Source organism: Microbacterium sp. MYb64 (assembly GCF_002979495.1).
GTDB lineage: Bacteria > Actinomycetota > Actinomycetes > Actinomycetales > Microbacteriaceae > Microbacterium > Microbacterium azadirachtae_A.
The window spans coordinates 400894-424821 of record NZ_PCOW01000001.1; the positions used below are offsets into that span (position 1 = coordinate 400894).

Annotated in this window: 19 protein-coding genes; 5 read left to right on the forward strand and 14 right to left on the reverse strand. The window is 72.1% G+C overall.

Annotation, left to right across the window (positions count from 1 at the left end; translation table 11 throughout):
- Positions 1–33: 33 nt before the first annotated feature.
- The 8 genes from CQ044_RS01900 to CQ044_RS01935 form a co-directional block, all read right to left on the reverse strand.
- Complete coding sequence (locus tag CQ044_RS01900; RefSeq protein WP_181158144.1) at positions 34–1506, reverse strand: glycosyltransferase family 39 protein; 1473 nt, start codon at positions 1504–1506, stop codon at positions 34–36.
- A gap of 417 nt (positions 1507–1923) precedes the next feature.
- Positions 1924–2682: an IclR family transcriptional regulator gene (locus CQ044_RS01905; protein ID WP_045273668.1), complete on the reverse strand. Its 759-nt coding sequence runs from the start codon at positions 2680–2682 to the stop codon at positions 1924–1926.
- Positions 2683–2750: 68 nt separating this feature from the next.
- A complete protein-coding gene (locus CQ044_RS01910; RefSeq protein WP_105686442.1) occupies positions 2751–4316 on the reverse strand; it encodes a CdaR family transcriptional regulator in 1566 nt (521 codons plus the stop codon).
- Positions 4313–5347, reverse strand: coding sequence for a DUF917 domain-containing protein (locus tag CQ044_RS01915; protein ID WP_105686443.1), 1035 nt, complete (start codon positions 5345–5347; stop codon positions 4313–4315). The genes CQ044_RS01910 and CQ044_RS01915 overlap by 4 nt, the downstream gene beginning before the upstream one ends.
- 136 nt (positions 5348–5483) lie before the next feature.
- On the reverse strand, positions 5484–6578 hold the full coding sequence (locus CQ044_RS01920) for a DUF917 domain-containing protein (protein ID WP_105686444.1): 1095 nt from the start codon (positions 6576–6578) through the stop codon (positions 5484–5486).
- Positions 6575–7711: a DUF917 domain-containing protein gene (locus CQ044_RS01925; protein WP_105686445.1), complete on the reverse strand. Its 1137-nt coding sequence runs from the start codon at positions 7709–7711 to the stop codon at positions 6575–6577. The genes CQ044_RS01920 and CQ044_RS01925 overlap by 4 nt, the downstream gene beginning before the upstream one ends.
- A gap of 1 nt (position 7712) precedes the next feature.
- Positions 7713–9260, reverse strand: coding sequence for a hydantoinase/oxoprolinase N-terminal domain-containing protein (locus CQ044_RS01930; RefSeq protein WP_105686446.1), 1548 nt, complete (start codon positions 9258–9260; stop codon positions 7713–7715).
- A gap of 85 nt (positions 9261–9345) precedes the next feature.
- On the reverse strand, positions 9346–10680 hold the full coding sequence (locus CQ044_RS01935; RefSeq protein WP_105686447.1) for a cytosine permease: 1335 nt from the start codon (positions 10678–10680) through the stop codon (positions 9346–9348).
- A 360-nt stretch (positions 10681–11040) separates the two neighbouring features.
- Here CQ044_RS01935 and hutH point away from each other — a divergent pair, with 360 nt between their 5' ends.
- The 3 genes from hutH (at position 11041) to hutI (ending at position 15657) form a co-directional block, all read left to right on the forward strand.
- Positions 11041–12582: a histidine ammonia-lyase gene (gene hutH / locus CQ044_RS01940; protein WP_105686449.1), complete on the forward strand. Its 1542-nt coding sequence runs from the start codon at positions 11041–11043 to the stop codon at positions 12580–12582.
- Positions 12575–14281 (forward strand): urocanate hydratase, encoded by a 1707-nt coding sequence (hutU, locus tag CQ044_RS01945; protein ID WP_374954842.1) that lies wholly within the window; start codon positions 12575–12577, stop codon positions 14279–14281. The genes hutH and hutU overlap by 8 nt, the downstream gene beginning before the upstream one ends.
- 194 nt (positions 14282–14475) lie before the next feature.
- Entirely contained in the window at positions 14476–15657 is a 1182-nt protein-coding gene (gene hutI, locus CQ044_RS01950; RefSeq protein ID WP_105686451.1) for an imidazolonepropionase, read from the forward strand.
- A 34-nt stretch (positions 15658–15691) separates the two neighbouring features.
- Here hutI and CQ044_RS01955 read toward each other — a convergent pair whose 3' ends face one another.
- The 5 genes from CQ044_RS01955 to CQ044_RS01975 are packed head-to-tail and all read right to left on the reverse strand — an operon-like array spanning position 15692 to position 21629.
- Positions 15692–17554: a glycogen debranching N-terminal domain-containing protein gene (locus CQ044_RS01955; RefSeq protein ID WP_105686452.1), complete on the reverse strand. Its 1863-nt coding sequence runs from the start codon at positions 17552–17554 to the stop codon at positions 15692–15694.
- 52 nt (positions 17555–17606) lie between these two features.
- Positions 17607–18356 (reverse strand): peptidase E, encoded by a 750-nt coding sequence (locus CQ044_RS01960; RefSeq protein ID WP_105686454.1) that lies wholly within the window; start codon positions 18354–18356, stop codon positions 17607–17609.
- Positions 18353–19231, reverse strand: a complete 879-nt coding sequence (locus tag CQ044_RS01965; RefSeq protein ID WP_105686455.1) for a carbohydrate ABC transporter permease — start codon at positions 19229–19231, stop codon at positions 18353–18355. Before CQ044_RS01965 ends, CQ044_RS01960 begins: the two co-directional genes overlap by 4 nt.
- A complete protein-coding gene (locus CQ044_RS01970; protein ID WP_105686457.1) occupies positions 19228–20367 on the reverse strand; it encodes a carbohydrate ABC transporter permease in 1140 nt (379 codons plus the stop codon). Before CQ044_RS01970 ends, CQ044_RS01965 begins: the two co-directional genes overlap by 4 nt.
- Positions 20368–20369: 2 nt before the next feature.
- Entirely contained in the window at positions 20370–21629 is a 1260-nt protein-coding gene (locus CQ044_RS01975; RefSeq protein WP_045273550.1) for an ABC transporter substrate-binding protein, read from the reverse strand.
- Positions 21630–21805: 176 nt separating this feature from the next.
- Here CQ044_RS01975 and CQ044_RS01980 point away from each other — a divergent pair, with 176 nt between their 5' ends.
- Both CQ044_RS01980 and CQ044_RS01985 read left to right on the forward strand, forming a co-directional pair.
- Complete coding sequence (locus CQ044_RS01980) at positions 21806–22801, forward strand: LacI family DNA-binding transcriptional regulator (RefSeq protein WP_105686458.1); 996 nt, start codon at positions 21806–21808, stop codon at positions 22799–22801.
- An 84-nt stretch (positions 22802–22885) separates the two neighbouring features.
- Positions 22886–23533, forward strand: a complete 648-nt coding sequence (locus CQ044_RS01985; protein ID WP_105686460.1) for an SDR family oxidoreductase — start codon at positions 22886–22888, stop codon at positions 23531–23533.
- Positions 23534–23546: 13 nt separating this feature from the next.
- On the opposite strand, the gene CQ044_RS01990 is transcribed toward CQ044_RS01985, so the two are convergent.
- Positions 23547–23921: a DUF2568 domain-containing protein gene (locus tag CQ044_RS01990; RefSeq protein WP_105686462.1), complete on the reverse strand. Its 375-nt coding sequence runs from the start codon at positions 23919–23921 to the stop codon at positions 23547–23549.
- Between the last annotated feature and the right edge of the window lie 7 nt (positions 23922–23928).

The window sequence follows — 23928 nt, forward strand, 5'->3', positions numbered from 1 at the left end:
CGGGGGTCCTGGCACGCAGTCGCCGAGGAGCGTTCACCGTTCCAGGTGCAGCACGGTCGTGACGTTGATCCGGTGCGACGAGAGGATCCGGTAGCCGAGCGATTCCAGATGCCGGACATCGGGGGAGTGCTCCGGATCGGGGCCGCGTTCGAGCGCCCAGACCTCGGGGGTGAGGTCGGCGGCCGTGAGCGCGTCGTTGGGACGGGTCCGGTCCCACAGACCCGGCTGGGTGCGGAACGAGGCGAGCAGGGCGGGGTCGCCCAGTCCCGCGACGTCGGCGCGGTGGATCGCCGTGATGAGGCGCGGCTTCTCCGAGTCCTTCGGGCGGTCGTCGTACACGACGGCGTCGCCCCGCTTGGCGTGGGCGTGCAGGTAGCCGGCGGCCGCGCGCCAGTCGCTGCCGTCCTTCGCATAGGGACCGCGCAGCACGAGCAGGTTCGGGACGAACGCGGCGAGGACGACGGCGAGCAGGATCCCGGTCGCCGTCGCGGCGGCCAGCGGCGTGCAGCGGGCGATCCATCCGGCCGCGGTCAGCATCCCCATCGCCACGAGGATCGCGGCCGCCGGAGTGCAGAACGACAGATAGCGCACGGTGTACATGGGGGCGATGAGCGTGCTCTCGATGAGCACGGCGGCGGTAGGGAGCACGAGCCAGAGCAGCGCCAGCGCGCTCAGCCGGAATCCGCCGGGGTCCCGTCTGCGAGCGCGGAGCGCGGCGATAGCGCCCAGCGCGATGAGCGCGAGACACGGCCAGGCGGTCGCGGGGTCGAACCACTGCAGCGCGAGCACGTTCAGCGGAGTGATGTAGTCGCGGTAGGCGAGGAAGCCGATCTGGTTCCGCTCAGCGGCCGCGACCAGCACGATCGGCAGCGCCAGCAGCACGCCGGCCGCGGCCCCCGCCAGCCACCGCCAGAGGACCCGGCGGTGGAAGACCAGCACGAAGACCCCGTGCACCACGAGCAGCAGCGCGAGGTACAGGAAGACGTAGATCGCAGCGGCCGTGCCCGCCGCGTAAGCCGCCCAGAGCCACCACGGGCGTCGGCGCTGCAGCAGCGCGAGCAGGAGCACCGTGAGCCAGACGGCGATCGCGGATCCGATCGCGTACGAGCGCGCCTCCGCCGCCATCACCGCGGTCCGCGGGAGCAGCGCCGCGACGAGTCCCGAGGCCAGGGCGAGCCGGGGCCCGCCGAACCGGCCGGCGAGCACGGCCGTTCCCGCGGCCAGGAACCCGGCCGCGATCGCGCTCGGCAGGCGCACCGAGAACTCGCTCGCGCCGAACAGCCCGATCCAGACGTGCAGGAACGCGTAGTACGCGCCGTGCACGCCGTCGACCGTCTGCAGCATGCGCCAGAGCTCCGGCCACGTGCGGGAGGCGGACATGATGCTCGCCGCCTCGTCGCCCCAGAACGACGGGATCCAGGATCCGGCGATGCCGGCGAGCATGCCGACGACGCCCGCGATCACGGCGACGCGTCGCAGCCGCGCAGGATCCGCCGATGTGCGCACGGATCGATCCTCCCGCCCAGGCCTGTGCGGGAGCCGTGCACCCGTGGACCCCGCTCCTGTCGCACCCCGCTCCCGTCGCAAGAACCGTCGCTGAGCCGACGGGAAAGCGGCGGTTTCCGCGACGGGAGCGATCGGATCCGGCAATCCGTGCGACGGGAGCCCGCGGATACGCCGGGCCGGCGCCGGGCCGTGCGCCGGCCCCGAGCCGGGCCATTCGCCGGGCCCTGTGCCGGCGTATCCGTCGGGGCTGATCCGGGCACGCCCGGCACGGAGCACACCGTCCCCCCCCCGTTCCCGTCGCATGAACTGCCGCTGAGAAGACGGGAAAGCGGCAGTTTCCGCGACGGGAGCGATCAGGATCCGGCGTTCCCCGCGACGGGAGCGATCAGGATCCGGCAGTTTCCGCGACGGGAGCGATCAGGAACCGGCGCGTGCTCCGTAGCCCAGCCGACGCTGCAGCTGCCGGGCCGTCTCCGTCACCGCGTCGACGATCGCGGACTCGTCGACCGACGCCTCCTCGCCCCAGGTCACGGCCACAGCGGCGACGGGCCAGTCGACGTGGTCGCGCACCGCGACGCCCACCGACCGGAAACCCGCGGTGACCTCGCCGTCCTCCCGGGCGATGCCGTCGCGGCGCACTTCGCGCAGCAGCTCGTTCAGCTCGCGCGGCCGGGCAGGGCCGCCGCCGCTGCGCTGTGCGAACGCGGCGGCGTCGGGGTACAGGGCGCGCACCTGCTCGCGGGGGAGCGCGGCGAGCATGGCCCGGCCGGTCGCGGTGAGGTGCGCAGGGAGGCGCACGCCGACATCGGTGATGAGGGCCGGGCGCCGCAGGGCGCGCTCCTCGACGATGTAGAGCACGTCGCGGCCGGTCATCACGGCGAGGTGCGCGCTCTCGCCCAGCCGGTCGGCGAGCCCGGCCAGCAGTGGTCGTCCGAGCCGGGCCAGCGGCTCCTGCCGCGCGTATCCGCCGGCGAGCTCGAAGGCGCTCGTGCCGAGCCCCCAGCGGCGCTCCTGCGGAAGGTGCACGACGAAGCCGTGGGCCTCGAGGGTCGCGAGCAGGTGGTAGACGGTGGAACGCGGGATGTCGAGCTCGCGGGCCAGGGCGGACGCCGCGACCGGGCCCGCACGCCGGGCCAGGAACCGCAGGATCCGCAGGGTGTGCTCGGCGGCGGGCACCTGAGGCCGGTCGTCGGGGGCGTTCGCGGGCGAGCCCGTCCCGGCGCCGTTGTCCGTGCGATCGGCGTTCACGCTCCCAGGATCCCATGCTCGCGTCGTGCCGTGACGCCGTCGCCGGACGCGGGGGCCAGCACGGCGCGACAGGCGAGGTGCATCGCGAGACGCGTCTCGGGATCCGTCAGATCGACGCCGAGGAGCTCCTGCACCCGCCGGATCCGCACCGCGACCGTGTTGCGATGCAGGTTCAGCGCTTCGGCGGTGGCGACCAGGCTCGACTCCTGGTCGAGATAGGCGGAAAGCGTGCGCAGCAGATCCCCGGTCGCGCCCCGCAGCGGCGCGAGGAGCGATTCGGCCGCCGGCACGAACGTGTCGTTGCCGGTCCAGGCCAGCAGCAACTGCTCGAGCCCGAGGCTGTCGACGCGGACGAACCAGCCCGTTGCCGAGCGCGACGCCGCGATCCGGGCCGCGTCCGCGGCTTCGTCCAGCGTCGCGGCGAGACCCGCGGGGCCGCGCTGCAGCGAGCCGACGCCCGTCGCGACCGCGAAGGAGCGGCCCACTTCGCGGTGCAGGGCGCGCAGCCCGCGCGCGAGCCGTTCGACGGTCGCGGGATCCGGCGCCTCCGAGAACGCGAGCCACCCGCTCAGCCCGCGCCCGGCCGTGGTGACGTGCGCCTCCGCCGCGATCCCGCCGAGGGCCGCGCGCACGGCGCGGAGCAGCGGCAGCGGATCCAGCCGGCCCCGCCCGACCATCCGGAAGCCGAGATGATGTCCGCTCGTGCGCCAGCCGCGCTCGCCCATGCGGCGCTCGATGTCGTCGTCGGCGAGGCCCCGGGCGTCGACGAAGTCGCGGAGCAGCGCGGACGAGGCGGAGACGTCGTTCACCTCGGCGACCTCGTCGATGAGGATCCGCGCCGCGACGGCCGGCATCGCGACCTCGGCGGCGACCGAGAGCGCGGCGAGCTGGTTCTCGCTCAGACCCTCTCCGAAGACGACCAGGCGCAGACCGGGCCGGCTCGGGCTGTCCACGCGGACGGAGGCCGCAGCATGGCTCCCCGCGTGGGCGATGTCGATCCAGGGACGGAAGTCGATCGCGGCGTGCAGCGCGGGATCGAGCTCGCCGCCCGAGGAATGCAGCACGTCGGTGCCGTCCACGAGGGCGAGCGGATGGCCGAGCGTCGCGGAGACCTGGCGCAGCAGATCCGGCAGATCCCGGGCCGGATATTCGAAGGAGCGCGCCACTTTGCGCACGTGCGAGAGGGTGAGCGCGTCCTGCGCCTGCACGAGCATCCAACAGGCCTGGGCGAGCACGATGGGCCGCTCCACGTCGAGCAGGCAGATCCCCAGCCGATCCGCGAGGCGCTGCGCACCCTGGTCGAACCCGGCGGCGCCCGGCAGCGCGACGCCGCGGAAGCCGCGCTCGCGGATCCGGCGCAGCATCGCGTCCTGCTGCCAGGGCGTCTCTGGTGCGGGGTCGAGCAGCACCGCGAGGCCGCCGTCGGGCAGAACCGGCAGATCCGCCTCCGCCGACTCCACGGCGACCGCGTCCCACGCGGCGTCCTCTGGTCCTGCGATCCGGCGCAGGCCCCCGTTCTCGGGGTGCGCGCGGAGGCCCGCGAGGGACAGCCGGGCGGTCATGCGGCGTCCAGTTCGGCGAGACCGTACGTCGACGGCAGCACACGGCGCAGGCGCTCGGGACGCTCCAGCCACCAGTCGGGCGCCGGCAGCGAGAGCACGACCACGCGCCGTCCCGGAACGAGGTCGGTGACCTGCAGGATCTCGCGCGACGCGGCGTCGAGGACCACGATGATCGCCGGCGCGGAGGCGAGCAGTGCGCCGTCGCTGAGCACGGCGAGGGACTCCGATCGGGTCACCACGCGGTCGACCGCGCCGCCGGGGCCGGCGATCTCGACGGACTGCACGTGCGGATCGGCGTGGTGGGGGGAGATCCGGTCGATCCGTCCCTCGGTCAGCAGGCGTGCCCCGAGCCCCGCGGCGAGCTCGGCCGGGGACGTGAAGCGCGCCGCGAGGAAGGCGCGCCCCAGCGCGAGCGCGCGCCGCTGGTGTCCTGGCATCGCGTGCTCGCGGAGATCGCCGACCGTGAACCCGGCGAGCACGGCCGCGCCGCTCCCTCCCGCCTGGATGATGGCCGAGCGGACGATGCGCTCCGCGTCCACGGCACGATCCGTCTCGACGAGAGCGACTCCGCCGGCGCCGCTCTCGCAGGTGAACACGAGGCCCGGCACCCGGTCGACGAAGAGCGACATCTGATCGAGCTCCGGCACGGCGCGGCCGGTGCAGTCGGCGTCCACGATCGTGCGCTCGCCGGAGAACAGGAACGGGACGAGGCTGTTCAGGCCGCCGCCCTCGATCGAGCAGACAGCGGGGATCCGCGTGCCCAGCCAGCGCTCCGCCGCGGCCACCAGGCGCCCGAACGGCGCGAGGCCCGGCATGCGCTCGCCGAGCAGGATCGTGGAGCCCACGAACGCGGCGCCGAAGCAGGGCGTCGAGGGATCCAGCTCGTCCACGTCCACGAGCGGACGCGGACCGGAGTCGACGCCGGCGAGCATGAGCTCGAGCATGGTGGTCGTGCCGCCGCCGCCCGAGCCGAGCAGCGCGCAGCCCAGCGCGAGCGCGGTCACGTCCTCGGGTCGCAGTCGCCACGCCATCGTCCCAGAGTAGCTTTCCGGTCTTGTTCGCCGAGACCCCCTCAGGCGACCCAGACCCCCCGTCAGTTGCGTCCCTGCGGAGGGGTTCGGATGCGCAGAGGGGGCCTCGGCGTGTCGGCTGCGGAGAGGGCCGGTCTCAGGCGCCGAGCCGCTCGACAGGGAGGAACGGCTCGGCGAGTCGGAAGGCGGAGGGTCCGAAGGCTGCGAGTGCGCCCTCGGTGCGCATCATGTCCGGCGTCGAGATGCCGAGCACGCGCACGCGCTGGCCGTAGCGCAGCCCCTCGGTCGTGATCGGCTCGGCCATCTCGTGATCCACGACGCAGATGAGATCGGGCACGATCGCGACGACCTCGCCGTCGCGTCGCGCGATGAGGTTCTCGTTCTGGAAGAGGATCTCGAACGTGCCTTCGCCCTCGAGCGGCGCGATCACGGCGCGTCCCTTCGCGAACCCCTCGGTGGTGCGCCGCTCGACGTCGACGACCTTGCCCACGGTGAGCTCGCGCAGGTGGGAGTACAGGGTGCGGGAGAGCGTGTCGGCGATCGCCTCGAAGGGGGAGCGGTGCTGCTCGCGGGCCTCGCGGATCGCACGCCCGAGGGCGAGCGCCATCGAGATCGTGCGGGGGACAGCGGTGCGGCGCACGTCCGCGCCGGTCATCGCGTACTCGGCGATGTGGCCCACGCCGCCGAGCCGGATGGTGATCGCCCGGGCGAGCCACTCCATCTGGCGGTCGTCGTCGCCGGTGTCGATGATGACCGTCTCCCCGCGCTCGCCGGCGAGGGCGAGGGGCGAGCCGTGCACGCCGTACACCGCGAACGTCTCCATGGACAGCTCGGGGAACGCGCGGCCCATGCCGTCCGCGTCGACCACCGGAAGCCCGGTCTCGGCGGCGACGACGAGCGGGATCATCGAGTTGATCCCGCCGCACTCGATCGGCATGGTGGCGTCGGCGGTGCGGCCAAGGTGCGCCTCGAGCGCCCGCAGCGCGAGCGTGGGCTCGGTGCCCGCCGGGATCTTCTCGATCATCACGGTCGGTGCGCCCATCTGCGCCGTCGGGATCACGAACAGGTCGTCCGCGAGCTCCTCCGGATCCAGGATCGTGATCGCGCCGTCGCCGAGCACCCGTTCGACGAGCTTGCTGCCGATGTAGGGATCGCCGCCGCCGCCCGTGCCGAGCAGCGTGGCGCCGCGGGCGAGGTCGGGGAGGTCCGCCGCGGTGAGCAGCCAGCTCATCGCGCCTCGATCCGCTCGCGCGACGCCTCGTGAGCCGGCTCCGCCCCGCTCGATCCGGCGCCGTGCGAGACGGTCCCGTCGAAGCGGTGCGCGGGCATGTCGTAGCCGAAGTAGCCGGGACCCACCATCGCGAGCGCCTCGGCGGAGTGCCAGCGCTCGTCGGCCGGGGCCGCGAGCACGCGCACGCGCTGGCCGTAGCGGAGGGACTCGGTCGTGATCGGCTCCCCGGACTCGCCCTCGACGACCATGATGAGGTCGGGGGTGGTCGCGAGGATCCGCCCGTCGGCCTCGGCGACGAGGTGCTCGTTCTGGAACTGCAGGGTGAGCGCGGCGCCGCCCTCGCCCTCGATCCGGGCGCGGCCACGGGCGAATCCGGTCGTCGTGGCGCGCTGCACGTCGACGACCTTCCCGTCGAAGAGCTCGCGGCCGGAGAGCTCGCGGACCGCGGCCTCGACGGGATCCGTCTTCGCCGCGCGGGCCTCCGCGATCGCCCGCCCCACCGTGATGCACCGCGAGAGCGAGCCGCCGACGAGACCTGCACGGGCCTGCGCGCCGGTCATCGAGAATCCGGCGATCATCGTGGAGCAGCCCATCTCGACCGTCGCGACGCGCGCGATCCGCTCGGTCCAGGTGTTGTCGACGGTCTGCAGCACCGCGATATTGCCCTTCTCATCGCTGAGAGCGAGCGGAGAGGCCGTGACGCCGAGCAGCGTGGGCAGCACCATCTGGAGCTCGGGGAAGGCGCGGCCCATGCCGTCGGCGTCCACGAGCGGCAGCCCGAGCGCCGCGGCGGCCGCGACCGGGATCGTCGAGTTCACGCCGCCGACCTCGGCGCACGCGATGTGGGTGACCGGCCGGCCGAGGTGCGAGCCGAGCGCGCGCACGGGTTCGACGACCTCGTCCAGGCTCGGGAGCTTCTCGACCATGACGGTCGGGGCGCCCATCATCGCGACGAACAGCACGTGCGCGTCGTCCGGGACCTCCGCGAGGTCGAGGACGGGGACGGGCCCGCCCGAGAGCGCCTGCCGGGCGAGGAGGGATCCGATGTAGGGATCGCCGCCGCCTCCGGTGCCGAACACGGCGGCACCGCGGGCGAGGTCCTCGATCTGCGCGGTGTCGATCTGCCAGCCCACCTCAGGCCCCCATGTCCAGGTCGCCGACGGCCTTGGCGCGGATGCGCGTCGCGTTGCCGGGCAGGTACGGGATCGGGACCTCGTCGAAGTCGATGATCGCCACCGTGGACGGCTTCGCTCCGGCCGCGATCGCCTTGTCGACGGCCTCGGCGCGGACCGCGGCGATGGTCTCGTCGCGCGCGCCGGGGGCGATCGCGTAGACCTTGTCGATCTCGCCGCCGACCTGGGCGATCGAGGCGCCGATCGCGTTCGCGACCGCGTAGTTCTCCGGGCGGTGCACGGGGCCGAACGGCTCCAGCACGTCCGGCAGCAGGATGGATCCGCCGCCGACCGCCACGACCGCGATGGGGTCGGGGGAGGTGCGCATGCGGTCGACCGCCTCCGCGACGCGCTCGGCGATGCGCGCGAGCACGCGTGCCACGAAGGCGGGATCGAGGTGCGCGACCTTCGCCGGGTCGCCGACCTCGGCGCGTCCCGCCGCGACCGCGATGTCGGTCGCGGTGAGCGTCGAGCCGCCGAAGACGAGCGCCTCGGTGCCCAGGCGGTAGCCGACCGAGGAGGGGCCGACCTCGGCCGTCTCCGTGTCGACGATGCTTCCGCCGCCGATCCCGAGCGAGAGCACGTCGGGCATCCGGAAGTTGGTGCGGATGCCGGCGACCTTGACCTCGTTCGCGGTCTCGCGGGGGAAGCCGTTCACGAGCAGGCCGATGTCCGCGGTCGTGCCGCCCACGTCGATCACGGCGCAGTCCTGCAGGCCGCTCGTGGCGGCGGCTCCGCGCATCGAGTTCGTCGGGCCGGAGGCGAAGGTCGCCACCGGATAGCGGCGCACGTACTCGTCGTCCATGAGCGTGCCGTCGTTCTGGCTGAGGAAGATCGGCGCCTCGATGCCGTGGGCGCGGACGGCGGCGGTGAGGCCGTCGACGATCTCCGAGGCGAGCTCGCGCAGCGCGGCGTTGATGATCGTGGCGTTCTCCCGCTCGAGGATGCCGATCCGGCCGATCTCGTGCGAGAGCGAGATCGCGACGTCGGCGCCGAGGACCTCGCCGAGGATCTCCGCGGCGCGCACCTCGAGGTCGTGGTTGACCGGGCTGAACACGGCGGAGATCGCGACAGAGCGGATCCCGTGGGTCTTCATGTCCTCCGCGATCCCGCGCAGCTCCTCCGGGTCGAGCGGCGAGATCGGGCGGCCGTCGAACTCGTAGCCGCCGTGCGCGAGGTAGCTGCGCGCCTGGGCGGCCTCGACCAGCTCGCCGGGCCAGTCGATGAGCGGGGGCAGGGCGCGGGTCGCGGGCAGGCCGAGCCGCAGGGCGGCGGTCGGCGCGAGGCGGCTGGCCTGCACGAGCGCGTTGATGAAGTGCGTCGTGCCGATCATGACGGCCTCGATGTCGGAGCCCTCGAACGGGTGGTGCGCGCGCAGATCCTCGATCGCCTGCACGATCCCGTCGGTCACGTCGGGGGTGGTCGAGTGCTTCACCCCGGCGAGGGTCTGGGCGCCGTCCATGAGGACGGCATCCGTGTTGGTGCCGCCGACGTCGATGCCGATGTGCATGGTTCTCGCTTTCTCGGTGGTTCTGGAACGAATGGTCCCGTCGCGGGGCGTCGGAAGGCGCCGCACCCCGCGACGGAGTCTGAGGTCAGGCGGCCGCAGCCTCGGCGGGATCGGCCTGACGGGTGGGGACGGCGCCGACGCCGCGGACGAGGCCCAGCTTGCCCGCTGCGATGTACAGGACCATCGAGAGGAACAGGCTGATGAGGGATGGGATCCCCCAGGTCACGAAGTAGCCGACGAGCGAGGAGATCAGCCAGACCACGATCGTGGCCGGCACGATGCGCGGCGCGGAGGCGGGCAGCACGCCCTCCTCGCGACTGGCGTCGAGCTCGCCGCGCCAGCGGCGGACGACGAAGTACTCGGCGACCATGATGCCCGCGATCGGCGGGAACGCGACGCTCAGCACGATGAGGAACTGGGTGAACTGCCCGAGGATCCCCGCGGCCGCGAGGACGGATCCGACGACGCCGAGGACGATCGTCGTCGTCACGCGGTGCAGGTTCTTGCCGAAGGTCGTGGAGACGAAGTTCACGAGGCCCAGGGCCGAGGAGTAGAGGTTCCAGTCGTTGATCTTGAGTGTTCCGGTGATGACGATGATGAGGCCGACCAGCCCCACCGAGCTCGTGACGATCGCGACGATGTCGCCCGACCGTGCGGCGTGGGCGAGCAGCACGCCGGCGAGGCCGATGACGAACTCGCCGAGGGTCACGCCCACGACCGTCTGCTTGACCACGTCGGCGCGGGAGCGGTTGAAGCGCGTCATGTCGCCCGTGATGATGGCGCCCACGATGAGGCCGCCCGCGACGATGCCGGTGCCTGCCCAGACGCTGATGTGCGGGCCCGGCGCGGGGCTGGTAAGCAGCGTGCCGAGGTCGTGCCGGCTGAGCTCGGAGATCACGGACCAGCCCACGAGCACGAGGAACAGGGGCACGGTGATGTTCGCGAGCCACTGCATGCCGAGGAAGCCGAAGGCGACGATGGCCGTGACGGCGAGGCCGAACAGCAGGCTCCACAGCCAGGTCGGCAGCACGCCGGGCATGAGCGCGTCGAGCGACTGCGCGGAGATCGCGGACTGGATGCCGAACCAGCCGATGAGGCTGATGCCGATCGCGAGGCCCACGAGCGCGGCGCCGATCTCGCCGAAGCCGGTCCACCGGGCGAGGAGGGCCGTGTTCAGGCCCTCGCGCTGCCCGATGAAGCCGACGATGCACATGATGACCTCGAGGATGACGGATCCGAGCAGGAACGCGAGGGCGGCGTCGCCGAAGGTCATCCCGTAGCCGAGAGTGGCGCCGAGCAGGAACTGCGACAGTGCGGAGACCTGGCCGAAGCGCTGCACGGCGATGCCGAACCAGGGCTTTCGCGCTTCGGGAGTCACGCGGGAGAGGGCGAAGTCGTCGTGCGGCGCGATGCGGGCCATGGTGGTTTCCTTCGGGCGGAAGAGGATGGTTCCGCTCACGCTAGTGACGCACCGCTCCACCCACCATGTGCGATCTGCACTGATCTCGCCATCCGTTCGACAGTGCGCACATTGGATCCCGTCTGCGTCATGTGCCGTTGGGGGCCGCGCTCGTGCGGCTCCCGCGCCCGCCGAATGAACGGGTTGCTGCCGGGGGCACGGGTCGTTGACGCGAGGCTCCCGTGCAATCGGCAGGGTCCGGTGCACTCGAGCTGCGCCCCGATTCGAGCGATGCGCGGCTCCGGGTAGTTGTCTGGAATACCAGACAGGACGTCGTTCTACGCCCTGTCCGAGCGGTAGACGAGGGTGTGGAATCGTCTCATGCCCCACACTTCCCCCGTCACCATCGGTGCGGCGCCGCTGCGCCCCGAGGATGTCGTCGCCGTCGCCCGCCACCACGCCCCCGTCGCGATCGACGCCGGAGCGCTGGACCGCGTCGCGGCCGCCCGCGGCGTGATCGACGGCCTGGCCGCGGATCCGCACCCGCACTACGGCGTCTCGACTGGCTTCGGCGCCCTCGCCACCACGTTCATCGCGCCCGAGCGCCGTCGTCAGCTGCAGCAGAGCCTCATCCGCTCGCACGCCGCCGGCACCGGCGCCGAGGTCGAGACCGAGGTCATCCGCGCGCTGCAGCTGCTGCGCCTGCAGACCCTCGCCTCCGGCCACACGGGCGTGCGCCCCCAGGTCGTCGAGACCTACGCAGCGATGCTCAACGCCGGCATCACCCCCATCGTCCGCGAGTACGGCTCGCTGGGCTGCTCTGGCGACCTCGCCCCGCTCGCGCACATCGCGCTCGCCAGCATGGGCGAGGGCGACGTGCGCAACGCCGCGGGCGACCTCGTCCCCGCCGCCGATGCGCTCGCCATGGCGGGCATCGCCCCGCTCGAGCTCGTGGAGAAGGAGGGCCTCGCCCTCATCAACGGCACCGACGGCATGCTCGGCATGCTCGTGCTCGCCCTGCACGACCTCGAGGACCTCCTCATCACGGCCGACATCTCCGCCGCGATGTCGATCGAGTCGCAGCTCGGCACCGACGCGGTCTTCGCCGCGGATCTCATGGCGCTGCGCCCGCAGATCGGCCAGGCCGTCTCCGCCTCGCACCTGCGCGCGTTCCTCGGATCCTCCCCGATGGTCGCGAGCCACAAGGGCCCCGACGACGGCCGCGTGCAGGACGCCTACTCGCTGCGCTGCTCGCCGCAGGTGCACGGCGCCGCCCGCGACACCGCCTCCTACGCGACCACGATCGCCGAGCGCGAGCTCTCGAGCGTCGTGGACAACCCCGTGGTGACCAGCGACGGCCGCATCGAGTCGAACGGCAACTTCCACGGCGCCCCCGTGGCCGCCGTGCTGGACTTCCTCGCGATCTCCGTCGCCGACGTGGCCTCGGTCGCCGAGCGCCGCACCGACCGCGCCCTCGACCCCGCCCGCAGCCACGGCCTCCCGCCGTTCCTCGCGGACGAGGTGGGCGTCGACTCCGGCCTCATGATCGCGCAGTACGCCGCGGCCGGCATCGTCTCCGAGCTCAAGCGCCTCGCGGTGCCCGCGTCGGTCGACTCCATCCCGTCCTCCGCGATGCAGGAGGATCACGTCTCGATGGGCTGGGCCGCGGCCCGCAAGCTCCGCCGCGCGATCGACGGCCTCGGCCGCGTCCTCGCGATCGAGATCCTCACCGGCGCCCGCGCACTCGACCTGCGCGCGCCGCTCGAGGCCGGCCCCGCCACCGGCGCGGTCCGCGACCTCGTCCGCACCGTGGCCGGAGGCCCCGGCCCCGACCGATTCCTCAGCCCTGACATGGAGGCCGTCGCTGCGCTCGTGCAGTCCGGCCGCATCGCTGCGATTGCGAAGGAGCACGCCAATGACTGACACCACCACCACCTCGGTCCCTGAGCCTGTCGAAGGGCCGACCATGTCGGACCCGACCCGCTCGATCCGTGCGATTCGCGGCAACGAGCGCACTGCGAAGAGCTGGGGCGCCGAGGCGGCCAAGCGGATGCTCATGAACAACCTCGACCCCGAGGTCGCCGAGCATCCTGAGGACCTCGTCGTCTACGGCGGTACCGGCCGCGCGGCGCGCAGCTGGGAGGCGTACGACGCGATCGTGCGCACCCTCGACGAACTCGAGCCCGATGAGACCCTGCTCGTGCAGTCCGGCAAGCCGGTCGGCGTGTTCCGCACGCACGAGTGGGCGCCGCGCGTGCTCATCGCCAACTCCAACCTCGTCGGCGACTGGGCGACGTGGCCGGAGTTCCGCAAGCTCGAGGCCGAGGGCCTGATGATGTACGGCCAGATGACGGCCGGATCCTGGATCTACATCGGATCCCAGGGCATCCTGCAGGGCACCTACGAGACGTTCGCCGCCGTGGCCCGCTCGCTCGGCAAGGACTCCCTCAAGGGCACGCTGTCGCTCACCGGTGGCGCGGGCGGCATGGGTGGCGCGCAGCCGCTCGCCGTCACCCTCAACGACGGCGCCTGCCTCATCGTGGACGTCGACGAGTCGCGCCTCGCGCGCCGGGTGGACCACGGTTACCTGGACGTCTACTACACCGACCTCGACGAGGCCATCACGCGCGCCGTCGCCGCGAAGGAGGCAGGCGAGGCCCTGTCCGTCGGCATCGTCGGCAACGCGGCCGAGGTCTTCCCGGAGCTGTTCCGCCGCGGTGTCCCGATCGATATCGTGACGGACCAGACCAGCGCGCACGACCCGCTGGCGTACCTCCCGCTCGGCATCTCGGTGGCGGACTGGAAGGCCGAGGCCGAGCGCGACCCCGAGGAGTTCACCCGCCGCTCCCGTGAGTCCATGGCCGCGCACGTCGCCGCCATGGTCGCGTTCCAGGACGCGGGCGCCGCGGTGTTCGACTACGGCAACTCGATCCGCGCAGAGGCGGTCCTGGGCGGCTTCGACCGCGCGTTCGAGTTCCCCGGCTTCGTCCCGGCGTACATCCGCCCGCAGTTCGAAGAGGGCCGCGGCCCGTTCCGCTGGGCAGCGCTCTCGGGCGACCCCGAGGACATCTACAAGACCGACCGCGCGATCGCGGAGCTCTTCCCGGAGGACGCCGCCCTGCACCGCTGGCTGGAGAAGGCCGGTGAGAAGGTCCACTTCGAAGGCTTGCCCGCCCGCATCTGCTGGCTGGGTTACAAGGAGCGCCACCTCGCTGGCCTCAAGTTCAACGAGATGGTCGCCTCCGGCGAGCTCTCCGCCCCCATCGTGATCGGCCGTGATCACCTCGACTCCGGCTCGGTCGCCAGCCCGTACCGCGAGACCGAGGCCATGAAGGACGGATCCGACGCGATCGCCGACTGGCCGCTGCTCAACGCGCTGCTGAACACGGCCTCCGGTGCGAGCTGGGTCTCGCTGCACCACGGCGGCGGCGTCGGCATCGGCCGCTCGATCCACGCCGGACAGGTGACCGTGGCGGACGGATCCGCGCTGGCCGCCGAGAAGCTCGAGCGCGTGCTCACGAACGACCCCGGCACCGGCGTCATGCGTCACGTCGACGCGGGCTACGACCACGCGAAGGACATCGCGCGCGAGCGCGGCCTCAAGGTCCCGATGGGGCTCTGAGCCGGGCTCGGACACAGACGGCGTCCCGCTCTGCGCACCTCGTCGGGGGATGGGGGAGCGCAGGGCGGGACGCGACCACCCACCGTGTCCCACTTTGGGTCGGCCCATGGCCCGGTGCTGGCTCCTCAGAAGCCGGGTCCGGAGCCGAAAGTGGGACATGATCGAGCAGTGGCGACACCAATCGCGGAGGACACATGCGGACCCTGATCACGAACATCGGCGAGCTCACGACGAACGCCCCGGTCCCGGAGCATGTCGCAGCGGGCGACGACCTCTGCGGCACCCTGCACGACGCCGCGGTGCTCATCGACGGGGACCGGATCGCGTGGGTCGGCCCGGCAGCGGACGCGCCGGACGCCGAGGAGACGATCGACGCCGAGGGGCGTGCGGTGATCCCCGGCTTCGTGGACAGCCACAGCCACCTCGTCTTCGGCGGCGACCGCGCCGCGGAGTTCGAGGCGCGGATGCAGGGGCAGAAGTATGCCGCCGGCGGCATCCGTTCCACGGTCGCCGCGACCAGGGCCGCGACCGACGACGAACTGCGGATCCGCCTGCGCGGATTCCTCGACGAGATGCTCGCGCAGGGCACCACGACCGTGGAGATCAAGAGCGGTTACGGTCTCGACGTCGCGACCGAGGAGCGCCTGGTGCGCCTCGCCGCCGAGGTCACCCCCGAGGTCACCTTCCTGGGCGCGCACGTCGTGCCGGCCGAGTACGCCGATCGCGGTGACGACTACGTCGCGCTCGTGACAGGCGAGATGCTCGACGCCTGCGCTCCGCATGCCAAGTGGATCGACGTGTTCTGCGAGACCGGCGCGTTCACCGTGCCCCAGTCGCGCCGCGTGCTCGAGGCCGGCATCGCCCGCGGGCTGCAGCCCCGCGTGCACGCGAGCCAGCTCGGCCCCGGCGAGGGCGTGCAGCTGGCCGTCGAACTCGGTGCCGCCTCGATCGATCACGGCACCTACCTCACCGACGACGACGTGACCGCGCTCGCCGGATCCGAGACTGTGCTCACGCTGCTGCCCGGCGTCGAGTTCTCCACCCGGCAGCCCTATCCCGACGCCCGCCGGCTCATCGACGCCGGCGTGACCGTGGCGATCGCGTGCGACACGAACCCGGGTTCGAGCTTCACCTCGTCGATGCCGTTCTGCATCGCGGTCGCCGTGCGCGACATGCGGATGACGGTCGCCGAGGCGATCCACGCGGCGACGGCCGGGGGAGCGGCGGCCCTGCGCCGCACCGACATCGGCCGCATCGCCCCCGGCCTGCGCGCCGACGTGGTGCTGCTGAAGAGCCCGAGCCGCGTGCACCTGGCCTACCGCCCCGGCGTGCCGCTCGTGGACGCCGTGTGGAAGGACGGCGTGCGCGCGGTCTGAGGAGGGCCGCCGGAGACGCGCCCTGCCCCGGGACTCAGCCCAGCGCGTCAGCGCAGACCACGGCGGCCGCCGCCGACCAGGCCTGCGGGCGGCACGAGGCCGGATACGGCACGGGGGCGACGCCGGGGATGCGGGCGTCGCCGGCGTGCAGCTCCGGCATCCGGTAGTCGAAGCCCTCGGCGGCGTCCACGAGCTGACGGGCGACCGCGGCCGCCTCGTCGCGGAGACCGGCGCGGAGCATCCCGTGCACGGCGACCGCGGTGTCGTGCGCCCAGACGCTGCCGCCGTGGTAGCTGAGCGGCCAGAACCCCGCCGCCCCCGACGACATCGTGCGGATCCCGAAGCCGCTCGACATCGAGTCACCGAGCAGGAGCTCCGCGCACGCGCGCTCCTCCTCGGGATCCAGCAGCCCCGTGCCGATCAGGTGGCCGATGTTGCTCGTGAGGGTGTCGACCGCGGCACCGTGTGCGTCCAGTGCGATCGCCGGGTAGCGGCCCTCGGGCGTCGTCACCCAGTAGGAGGCGCGGAACCGGGCGCGCAGGTCCGCGGCCCAGGTGCGCAGCGCGTCGCCGCCGTCCTCGCCCAGGGCGTCGAGCAGATCGGCGCCCCGCACCGCGGCCTCGTAGGCGTAGGCCTGCACCTCGCTGAGCGCGATCGGGCCCTCGGCGAGCCGGCCGTTGCGCCACTGGATCGAGTCGCCGGAGTCCTTCCAGCCCTGGTTCGCGAGGCCGTGTCCGGTCTCGTCGACGTAGTCGATGAATCCGGATCCGCTCGCGTCGCCGTGCTCGGTCATCCAGCCCAGCGCCGCGCGCAGGCTCGGCAGCAGTTCGCGCACCGCGGCCTCGGGCATGCCCGCGTCGCGCGCGTCGGCGAGCAGGCACACCCAGAGCGGGGTGGCATCGACCGTGCCAAAGTACAGCGGGGGGAGGTGCACGCCCTCGTTCGGCAGCGACAGCGCGCCGCTGCGCAGCTCGTGCGGGATCTTGCCGGGGGCCTCGGCGGTGGCCGGATCCTTCTTCGTGCCCTGCAGACGGGCGAGGACCCGCAGTGTGGACGCGGCGATCGCCGGATCCTGGCGCAGCGCGAGACGCGCGGCCCAGATCGAGTCGCGTCCGAACAGAGTGAAGAACCAGGGTGCACCCGCGGCGTAGAACGCGTCGTCCGGGTGCGCCGGCAGGGCGAGGCGCAGCGCGGCGAGGTCGCCGGCGGCGCGGTCCAGCCAGCGGTGCAGGCGCGGATCGCTCGTCGAGGGAACCGCGGCCCTGGCCTCCGCCGCCGGCGCCGTCACCACGAGGGTGGCGTCCTCGAGCGACAGAGCGAAGGAGAACTCGACCGCCGTACGCGGCGCGAGCACGGTCGTCCAGCGGATCGCGATCGCCGCCCCCTCGACCCCGATCGCTGCGTCCGGAGCGGTCAGCGCGAACGATGCCGAGCCCGAAGACGCACGTTCCCCGTCCCAGCTCCAGGCCCCGTCGTCGGGGAGCCCCGCCTTCACGCGCTGCAGCGGCTCGAAGTCGGGCACGAGCGTCACGGTCAGCGTGACGGGAACGGGCACCTCGCGGTGCGACGAGACCACGATCCGCTCGACGACCTCGCCGGCGCGCACCGTGCGCGTGCGGTCGAGCCGCACCTTCGGGTCGGGCTGGTCGTCGTCGATGCCGCGCAGCACGGCCGCGAAGACGGCCTGCTGAGGGGCGGGGGAGGAGCCGGCGATCGTCTCGATCGCCGTGCCCTCGACGGCGACGGTCAGCGCGCGCACGTGCCGCACGTCGCCGTGATAGACGCCGTGGATCGGCGCTGACCCCATGTCTCCGGTCTCGTCCGACCACACCTGGGTCGGCGCCTGGAGGGCGATCACGGCGTCGTTCAGGAGGGGCTGCAGCGGGGTGTCGGTCATGGGGCTCCTTCGTGAGGGGCGATGCGCGGGCGGTCGGCCCGACGGGCGGTGTTCAGGACAGTGAGAGGGAGGGAAGGGCGCGGGAGGGAAGGACACGGGCGGGCAGGCGCTCCTCGATGCCGTCGGCCGAGACGGACCACGCGACCGCGCCGGGGCGCTCGGCCACGACCTCGACGAGCTCACTGCCGCGGTAGAGCAGACCGACGCCTTCCTCGACCCCGTACCCGGGCGGGATCCGACCCGCCGCGATGGCGTCGCGGAAGGCCGGCCGCCGGGTCGGCTGCGAGTCGTGGTGCGGGCTGAAGGATCCGGGCAGGAGGCCCAGGCCGTCGGCGACCACCTGCGCGTCGGGGCCGAACGACGTGGTCGTGCCGCCGCTGTGCCAGCACAGTCCGCCGGCGGATCCGCCCGCGAGCACGACGCCGGCCTCCCACGCCTGCCGCAGCAGATCGTCGAGCCCGTGCGCGCGCCAGAGGGCGAGCAGGTTCACGACGCTGCCGCCGCTCACCCAGATCACGTCGCGGCTGAGCACATGCTCGGCGAGGCGCTCATGGTTCGGGTGCGGGAACAGCCGGATGTGGCTGCCCTCGACGCCGGCCGCGCGGGCCGCCTCGAGCTCCGCGCCCTCGACGAACCGCGGATCGCCTCCGGCGGTGTTCACGTGCGCGACCCGGGGTGCGCGCCCGTCGACGTCGGCGAGCTCGATCGCGAAGTGCAGCAGGGGCCCGTAGGCGGTGTCCTGCCACCCTCCGTCGACCATGCCTCCGCAGGTGGCGAGGATCGTGGGCTCCTGGGCCGTCATTCCTTCACGGCCCCGTCGCTCGAGTTCATGATCCGCTTCTGGAAGAGGAAGAACATCACGGCCACCGGGATCGTCATGATGATCGCCGCGGCGAGCTTGAGCGGGTACTGACGGCCCTGACTGAGCTGTCCGTTCGCGAGCTGCGCGACGCCCTTCGTGAGGGTCGTGAGCTCGGGCGACTGCGTCGACACGATGAAGTGGGCCAGCTCGTTCCAGGATCCCTGGAACGACAGGATCACGATCGTGATCAGCGCCGGCCGCGCCATCGGCAGCACGACGGACCAGAACACCCGGAAGGTGCCGGCTCCGTCGATCCGCGCCTGCTCCTCGACCGATGCCGGGATCGATTCGAAGAAGTTCTTCATGATGAACACCCCGGCGGCGTCGACGAGGAGCGGCAGGATCATCCCCGCGTAGGAGTCGTACATGCCGAGGGTGTTGATCACCAGGAACTTCGGGATCAGCAGCACGACGGCAGGAACGCTCATCACGGCGATGAGTCCGGCGAACACGACGTTGCGTCCGCGGAAGCGGAGACGCGCGAGCGCGTAGCCCGCGAGCGAGTTGAAGAACACCCGGCCCGCCGTGACCACGATCGTCACGATCACCGAGTTCTTGAACCAGGTGGGGAAGTCGCTGCGCAGGAACAGCTGCGTGTACGCCTCCGTCGTGAACGTCTGCGGCACCAACGTGAGCGGGCTCGCCGCCGCGTCCGGATCCGTCTTGAAGCTCGTGGCGACCTGGATCAGGAACGGGTAGATGTACACGAGCGCGAGAGCGATGAGCAGCGCGTACAGGATGGAGGTGGAGGCGATCCGCACCGTGCTGCGGCGCTTGCGGCGCGCGACGAACGGGGCGGGAGCGGTGGCGGTCATCGCGGGGCTCCTTCGCTCGTGGCGGGCGCCCTGTCGGCGGACGCCGCGCGGGCGGCGGCGCGCTCGGCCGCCTCCACGTAGGGCCGGTTGCGCCGGCGCGAGACGGGGCGCTCGCGCAGCACCCAGCGCTGCACCAGCGTGAACACCATGATGATCACGAACAGGATGAACGCGATCGCGGCGCCCTGGCCCCATTCCTGGTTGAGGAACGAGGACTGGTACGACTGGTACGCGGGCGTGATGGTGGTCTTGGCGGGCTGGCCCCTCGTGCCGGTGTAGATCTGGTCGAAGATCTGCCAGCAGCCGATGAGGCCCAGCGTGAGCACGGTGAACAGGGTCGGCCGCAGCTGCGGCAGGGTGACCCGCCAGAACCGCTGCCAGCCGTTCGCGCCGTCCATCATCGCCGCCTCCTGCACCTCGCCCGAGATGTTCTGCAGCGCGGCGAGGAAGAGCAGCATGAACGTGCCGCTCGTGGTGAAGATCGCCATGATGATGTAGACGCACATCGCGACGCTGGGACCGCCGATCCAGTCCCAGAACGAGACGCCGAGGAAGCTGCCCTGCGTGAGCGCCGCAGGCCCGCTCGTGACACCGAAGTGCAGGATCCCGGACGGATCGTTGAGCCAGTTCGGCCCGTTGATCCCGAGCCATCCGAGCGCCGCGTTGACCGCGCCGGTCGTGGAGAACAGGAACAGGAACAGGACGGTGATCGCGACGGAGCTGGTCACCGAGGGGAAGTAGAAGGCCGTGCGGAAGAAGCCGCGGCCCTTGAGGATCTGCCGGTTCACGAGCACCGCGAGGAACAGGCTCAGCGCGGTCTGGCTGGGGACCACGAGGATCACGTACCAGGCGTTGTTCTTCAGGCTCATGCCGAAGTCGGCCTCGGCGAGTCCGCCGCCGAGCAGCAGTGCGGCGTAGTTCTTCAGGCCGACGAACGAGACGCCGCCGGAGAAGGGCGAGCCCCGCCCGCCCCAGTCGCTCACGCTCACCCAGAGCGCCATGAGGACCGGGACGACCAGGAACAGGCCGAGCAGGATCAGCATCGGGGCGGTGAAGAGCCACCCCGACGCGGTCTCACCGCGCCGCAGACCCTGGTGGCCTGCGGGACGGCGAGACCGCACGGTGGAGGAGGCCATGATTACTTGGTCAGGGCTTCCAGGTTCTTCTGCGCGGCGTCGAGGATCGCCTTCGGGTCGCCGGTCGCGAGCGAGCCGAGCTTTCCGTTGAAGTCGGTCACGACGTCGCTCGCGCCCTTGGCCGTGGGCACGCCCTGGGCGTAGTCCGCGCCGTTCAGGAACGGGACGAGCGGGGCGTTGTCCTTCTTCCACTGGTCCGCGGCCGACTTGATCGACGGCATCGGGCCGAACGCCTTCGAGAAGGCGAGCTGGCTGTCGGCGCTGGTCAGGTGCTCGACGAGGTCGAGAGCGGCCTTCTGGTTCTTGCTGTCGGCGGAGATGCCCCAGCAGTTCGTGAACTGCAGCGTGCCCTTCTTGCCGTCGGGTCCGGCGGGCAGTTCGACCGCCTTGTACTTCACGGTCGGGTAGTCGCTGGTCATGGCGCCGGTGATCCAGTTGCCCTCCACGACCATCGCGGCCTTCTGGGTGCCGAGGGCCTCGCCGCCCCAGCCGGATCCGAGATCGGCCGCGAACTTCATCGAGCCGTCGTTGAGCAGGCCCTTGAGGTAGTCGAGTGCCTTCACATTGCCCTCGGCGTCGGCGGTGGCCTTGGTCGAGTCGGCGTTCATGAGGCCGCCGCCGGCGGCGACCATGAAGGCGCCGACACGGGCGTACTCGCCGCTCATCGAGAGGCCGACGTGTCCATCCGCGGTGAGCTTCTTCGAGACGGCCGCGAGCTCGTCCCAGGTCTTGGGGATGTCGGCGTCGGTGAGTCCGGCCTGCGTCCACATGTCGGTGTTGATGACCAGCTGCAGCGTGGAGAAGTCCTTCGGCGCGCAGTAGAGCTTGCCGTCGTAGGTGAAGGACTTGAGCAGGCTCGGGTAGAAGTCGTCCTTGTTCTTGAGCTGGTCGCCGTAGGCGAGCAGGGATCCGTTCGACGCGTACCCGGCGAGGGCGTCGGTGGACTGGTAGAACACGTCAGCGGGGGAGCCGGAGGCGAATCCCTGCGAGAGCTGCTGGTTGAGGTCGCTCGCCGCGGTCACGGTCGCCTTGACGCCCGAGGTCTTCGACCACGCGGAGACCGCGTCGTTGACGGCCTTGGTCTCGGCGTCGCCGGACGATCCGATGAGGATGCTCAGCGGCTTGTCGGACGAGGTGAGCGTCGAGTCTCCGGTGGCGCTCCCGCCGCCGGAGAACCCGGAACCGCATCCGGTGAGGGCGATCGCGCCCGCGAGGACGAGCGCCCCGGCCCCGATCGCGGCGCGTGTGCTGTGCCGTGTCATGTCTCTTCTCCCTTGATGAGCATCGGTGAGGATGTGTGCTTCTGGTGACGACAGGACGTCGCCGTAGAAATTTGAACGATCAAACTCTGTGTCGAATACGCTAGGCGGCAGGAGCCCGGGGTGTCAAGGTGGGAAGGTGGTCCCGGGTCCGGGACCGGATCCGCGGAGGGAGAGACATGGTCAGGACGCCGACCGTCGAAGACGTGGCGCTGCGCGCCGGTGTGTCGCGGCAGACCGTGTCGAACGTGCTGAACACGCCGACCATCGTGAAGCCCGCCACGCGCGAGCGCGTGCAGCAGGCCATCGTCGAGCTCGGCTACCGGCGTCATGCCGCAGCCCGTCAGCTGCGCACCCGTCGCAGTTCCACGATAGGGATCCATCTGGATCCCTATGTCGGCGGCGTCTCCGGCGTCGTGCTGGACCGCTTCGTGCACGCTCTCACGGAACGCGCGAGCGAGCGCGGCATGCGCATGCTCGTGTACGCCGCGCGCACGGCCGGCGACGAGATCGCGCGGCTCGCCGAGCTCTGGGAGGGCTCCGAGATCGACGCCGCGATCATCACCGGCACGTTCCATGGCGACCCGCGCACGCGCTGGCTGGGCGAGTCCCGGCTGCCCTTCGTCGCGTTCGGTCGTCCCTGGGGGGAGGACGACCTCGCGGCCCCCGAGCATCTGTGGGTCGACGTCGACGGCGCCGCCGGCACGCGCGCCGCCACGGAGCATGCGCTGGGCTTCGGACCGAGGGTCGCGTTCCTCGGCTGGCCGACGGGGTCGGGCACCGGCGACGATCGCGAACGCGGCTGGCGCGAGGCGATGGCCGCGGCCGGAGTCATGGGCCCGCGGTGGACCACCGAGGAGGACGTCGCGAGGGCGCGGGCCGTGGTGGCGGGAGCGGACCCGGACGTCGATGCGGTGGTCTGCGCGAGCGACTCCCTCGCGATCGGTGCGCTCCTCGCGCAGGCGGGGGGATCCGCAAGGGTGCCCGTGATCGGCTTCGACAACACTCCGACCGCGGAGGCGCTCGGCTTCTCGAGCGTGGAGCAGCGCCCCGAGGATGTCGCGGCGGCGACGCTGGAGCTGCTCATGGGGCCGACCGGCGAGGCGGTGACCCCGCGGGACGTGCGGGCGGGCACAGCGCACGCGCTGATCGAGCCGCGCCTCGTCGTCCGCTGATCGGGCGGTGGGACGGCACGCGGCGGGCGGGAGCGGATCAGGATCCGTCGCCCGCGACCGCAGGATCGGGCATAGCGTGGAGGCATGGCACGGATCCTGATCTTCGGCGGCCACGGCAAGGTGGCCCTCCTGCTCGAACCCCTCCTCACGGCGCGCGGCGACCAGGTCACCGCGGTGATCCGCGACGCCGGTCAGATCGACGATGTGCGGGCGACAGGGGCGGATCCCGTCGTCTTCGACGCCGAATCCGCATCGCGGGAGGCGATGGCGACGCTGATCGCCGGCCACGACGCGGTCGTCTGGTCTGCCGGCGCGGGAGGCGGATCCGCGGAGCGCACCAGGGCCGTCGACCTCGACGCCGCCGTCCGGTCCATGGAGGCCGCGGCCGATGCCGGTGTCGGCCGGTACGTGATGGTGTCGTACTTCGGGTCGTCGCCTGCGCACGGGATCCCCGCGTCCGACTCCTTCCACGCCTACGCCGAGGCGAAGGCCGCGGCCGATGAGGCTCTGCGTGCGACGGCGCTCGACTGGACCGTGCTCGGACCGAGCCGGCTGACGCTCGAGGCGCCGACGGGCCGGATCGACGCGACGTCGGAAACCTCGGGCAGCGTCTCCCGGGCCGACGTCGCTCAGGTGATCGCGCTGACGCTCGTCGAGCCGGCGACCATCCACCGCACGATCCGGTTCAACGAAGGGGATCGGCCGATCGACCAGGCGCTGCGGGAGCTCTGAGGGCGCGCCGCGCTCAGCCGCGGTCGAGGAGAGCCAGGGCGATCCTGTCCAGGGCCCACACGGCGAACAGGACAGCGCCCGCGAGGCCGAGTCCGCTCGCCCAGAGCGCGGTGCCGACCGCGCCGAAGAGCAGCGCCTCCAGGCACAGCCTTCCCGCGGTGCGGATGTCGAAGCGCGCCTTCGGCGACAGCAGCAGGCCCCAGACGAGCGCGATCAGGGCGACCGCCACGACGGCCACCACCCCACCCGGCCAGCCGGGCAGGAGCCGCACCGCGGCGATCGCGGCGCCGGCCAGCAGTGCGAGCTCGATCAGGAACCGCAGCCCCAGGGCGACGCGCAGGGCAGCGCCGCCCTCGAGGAATGGATCGCGTGCGGGTCGGTCGCTCATGGCCGGA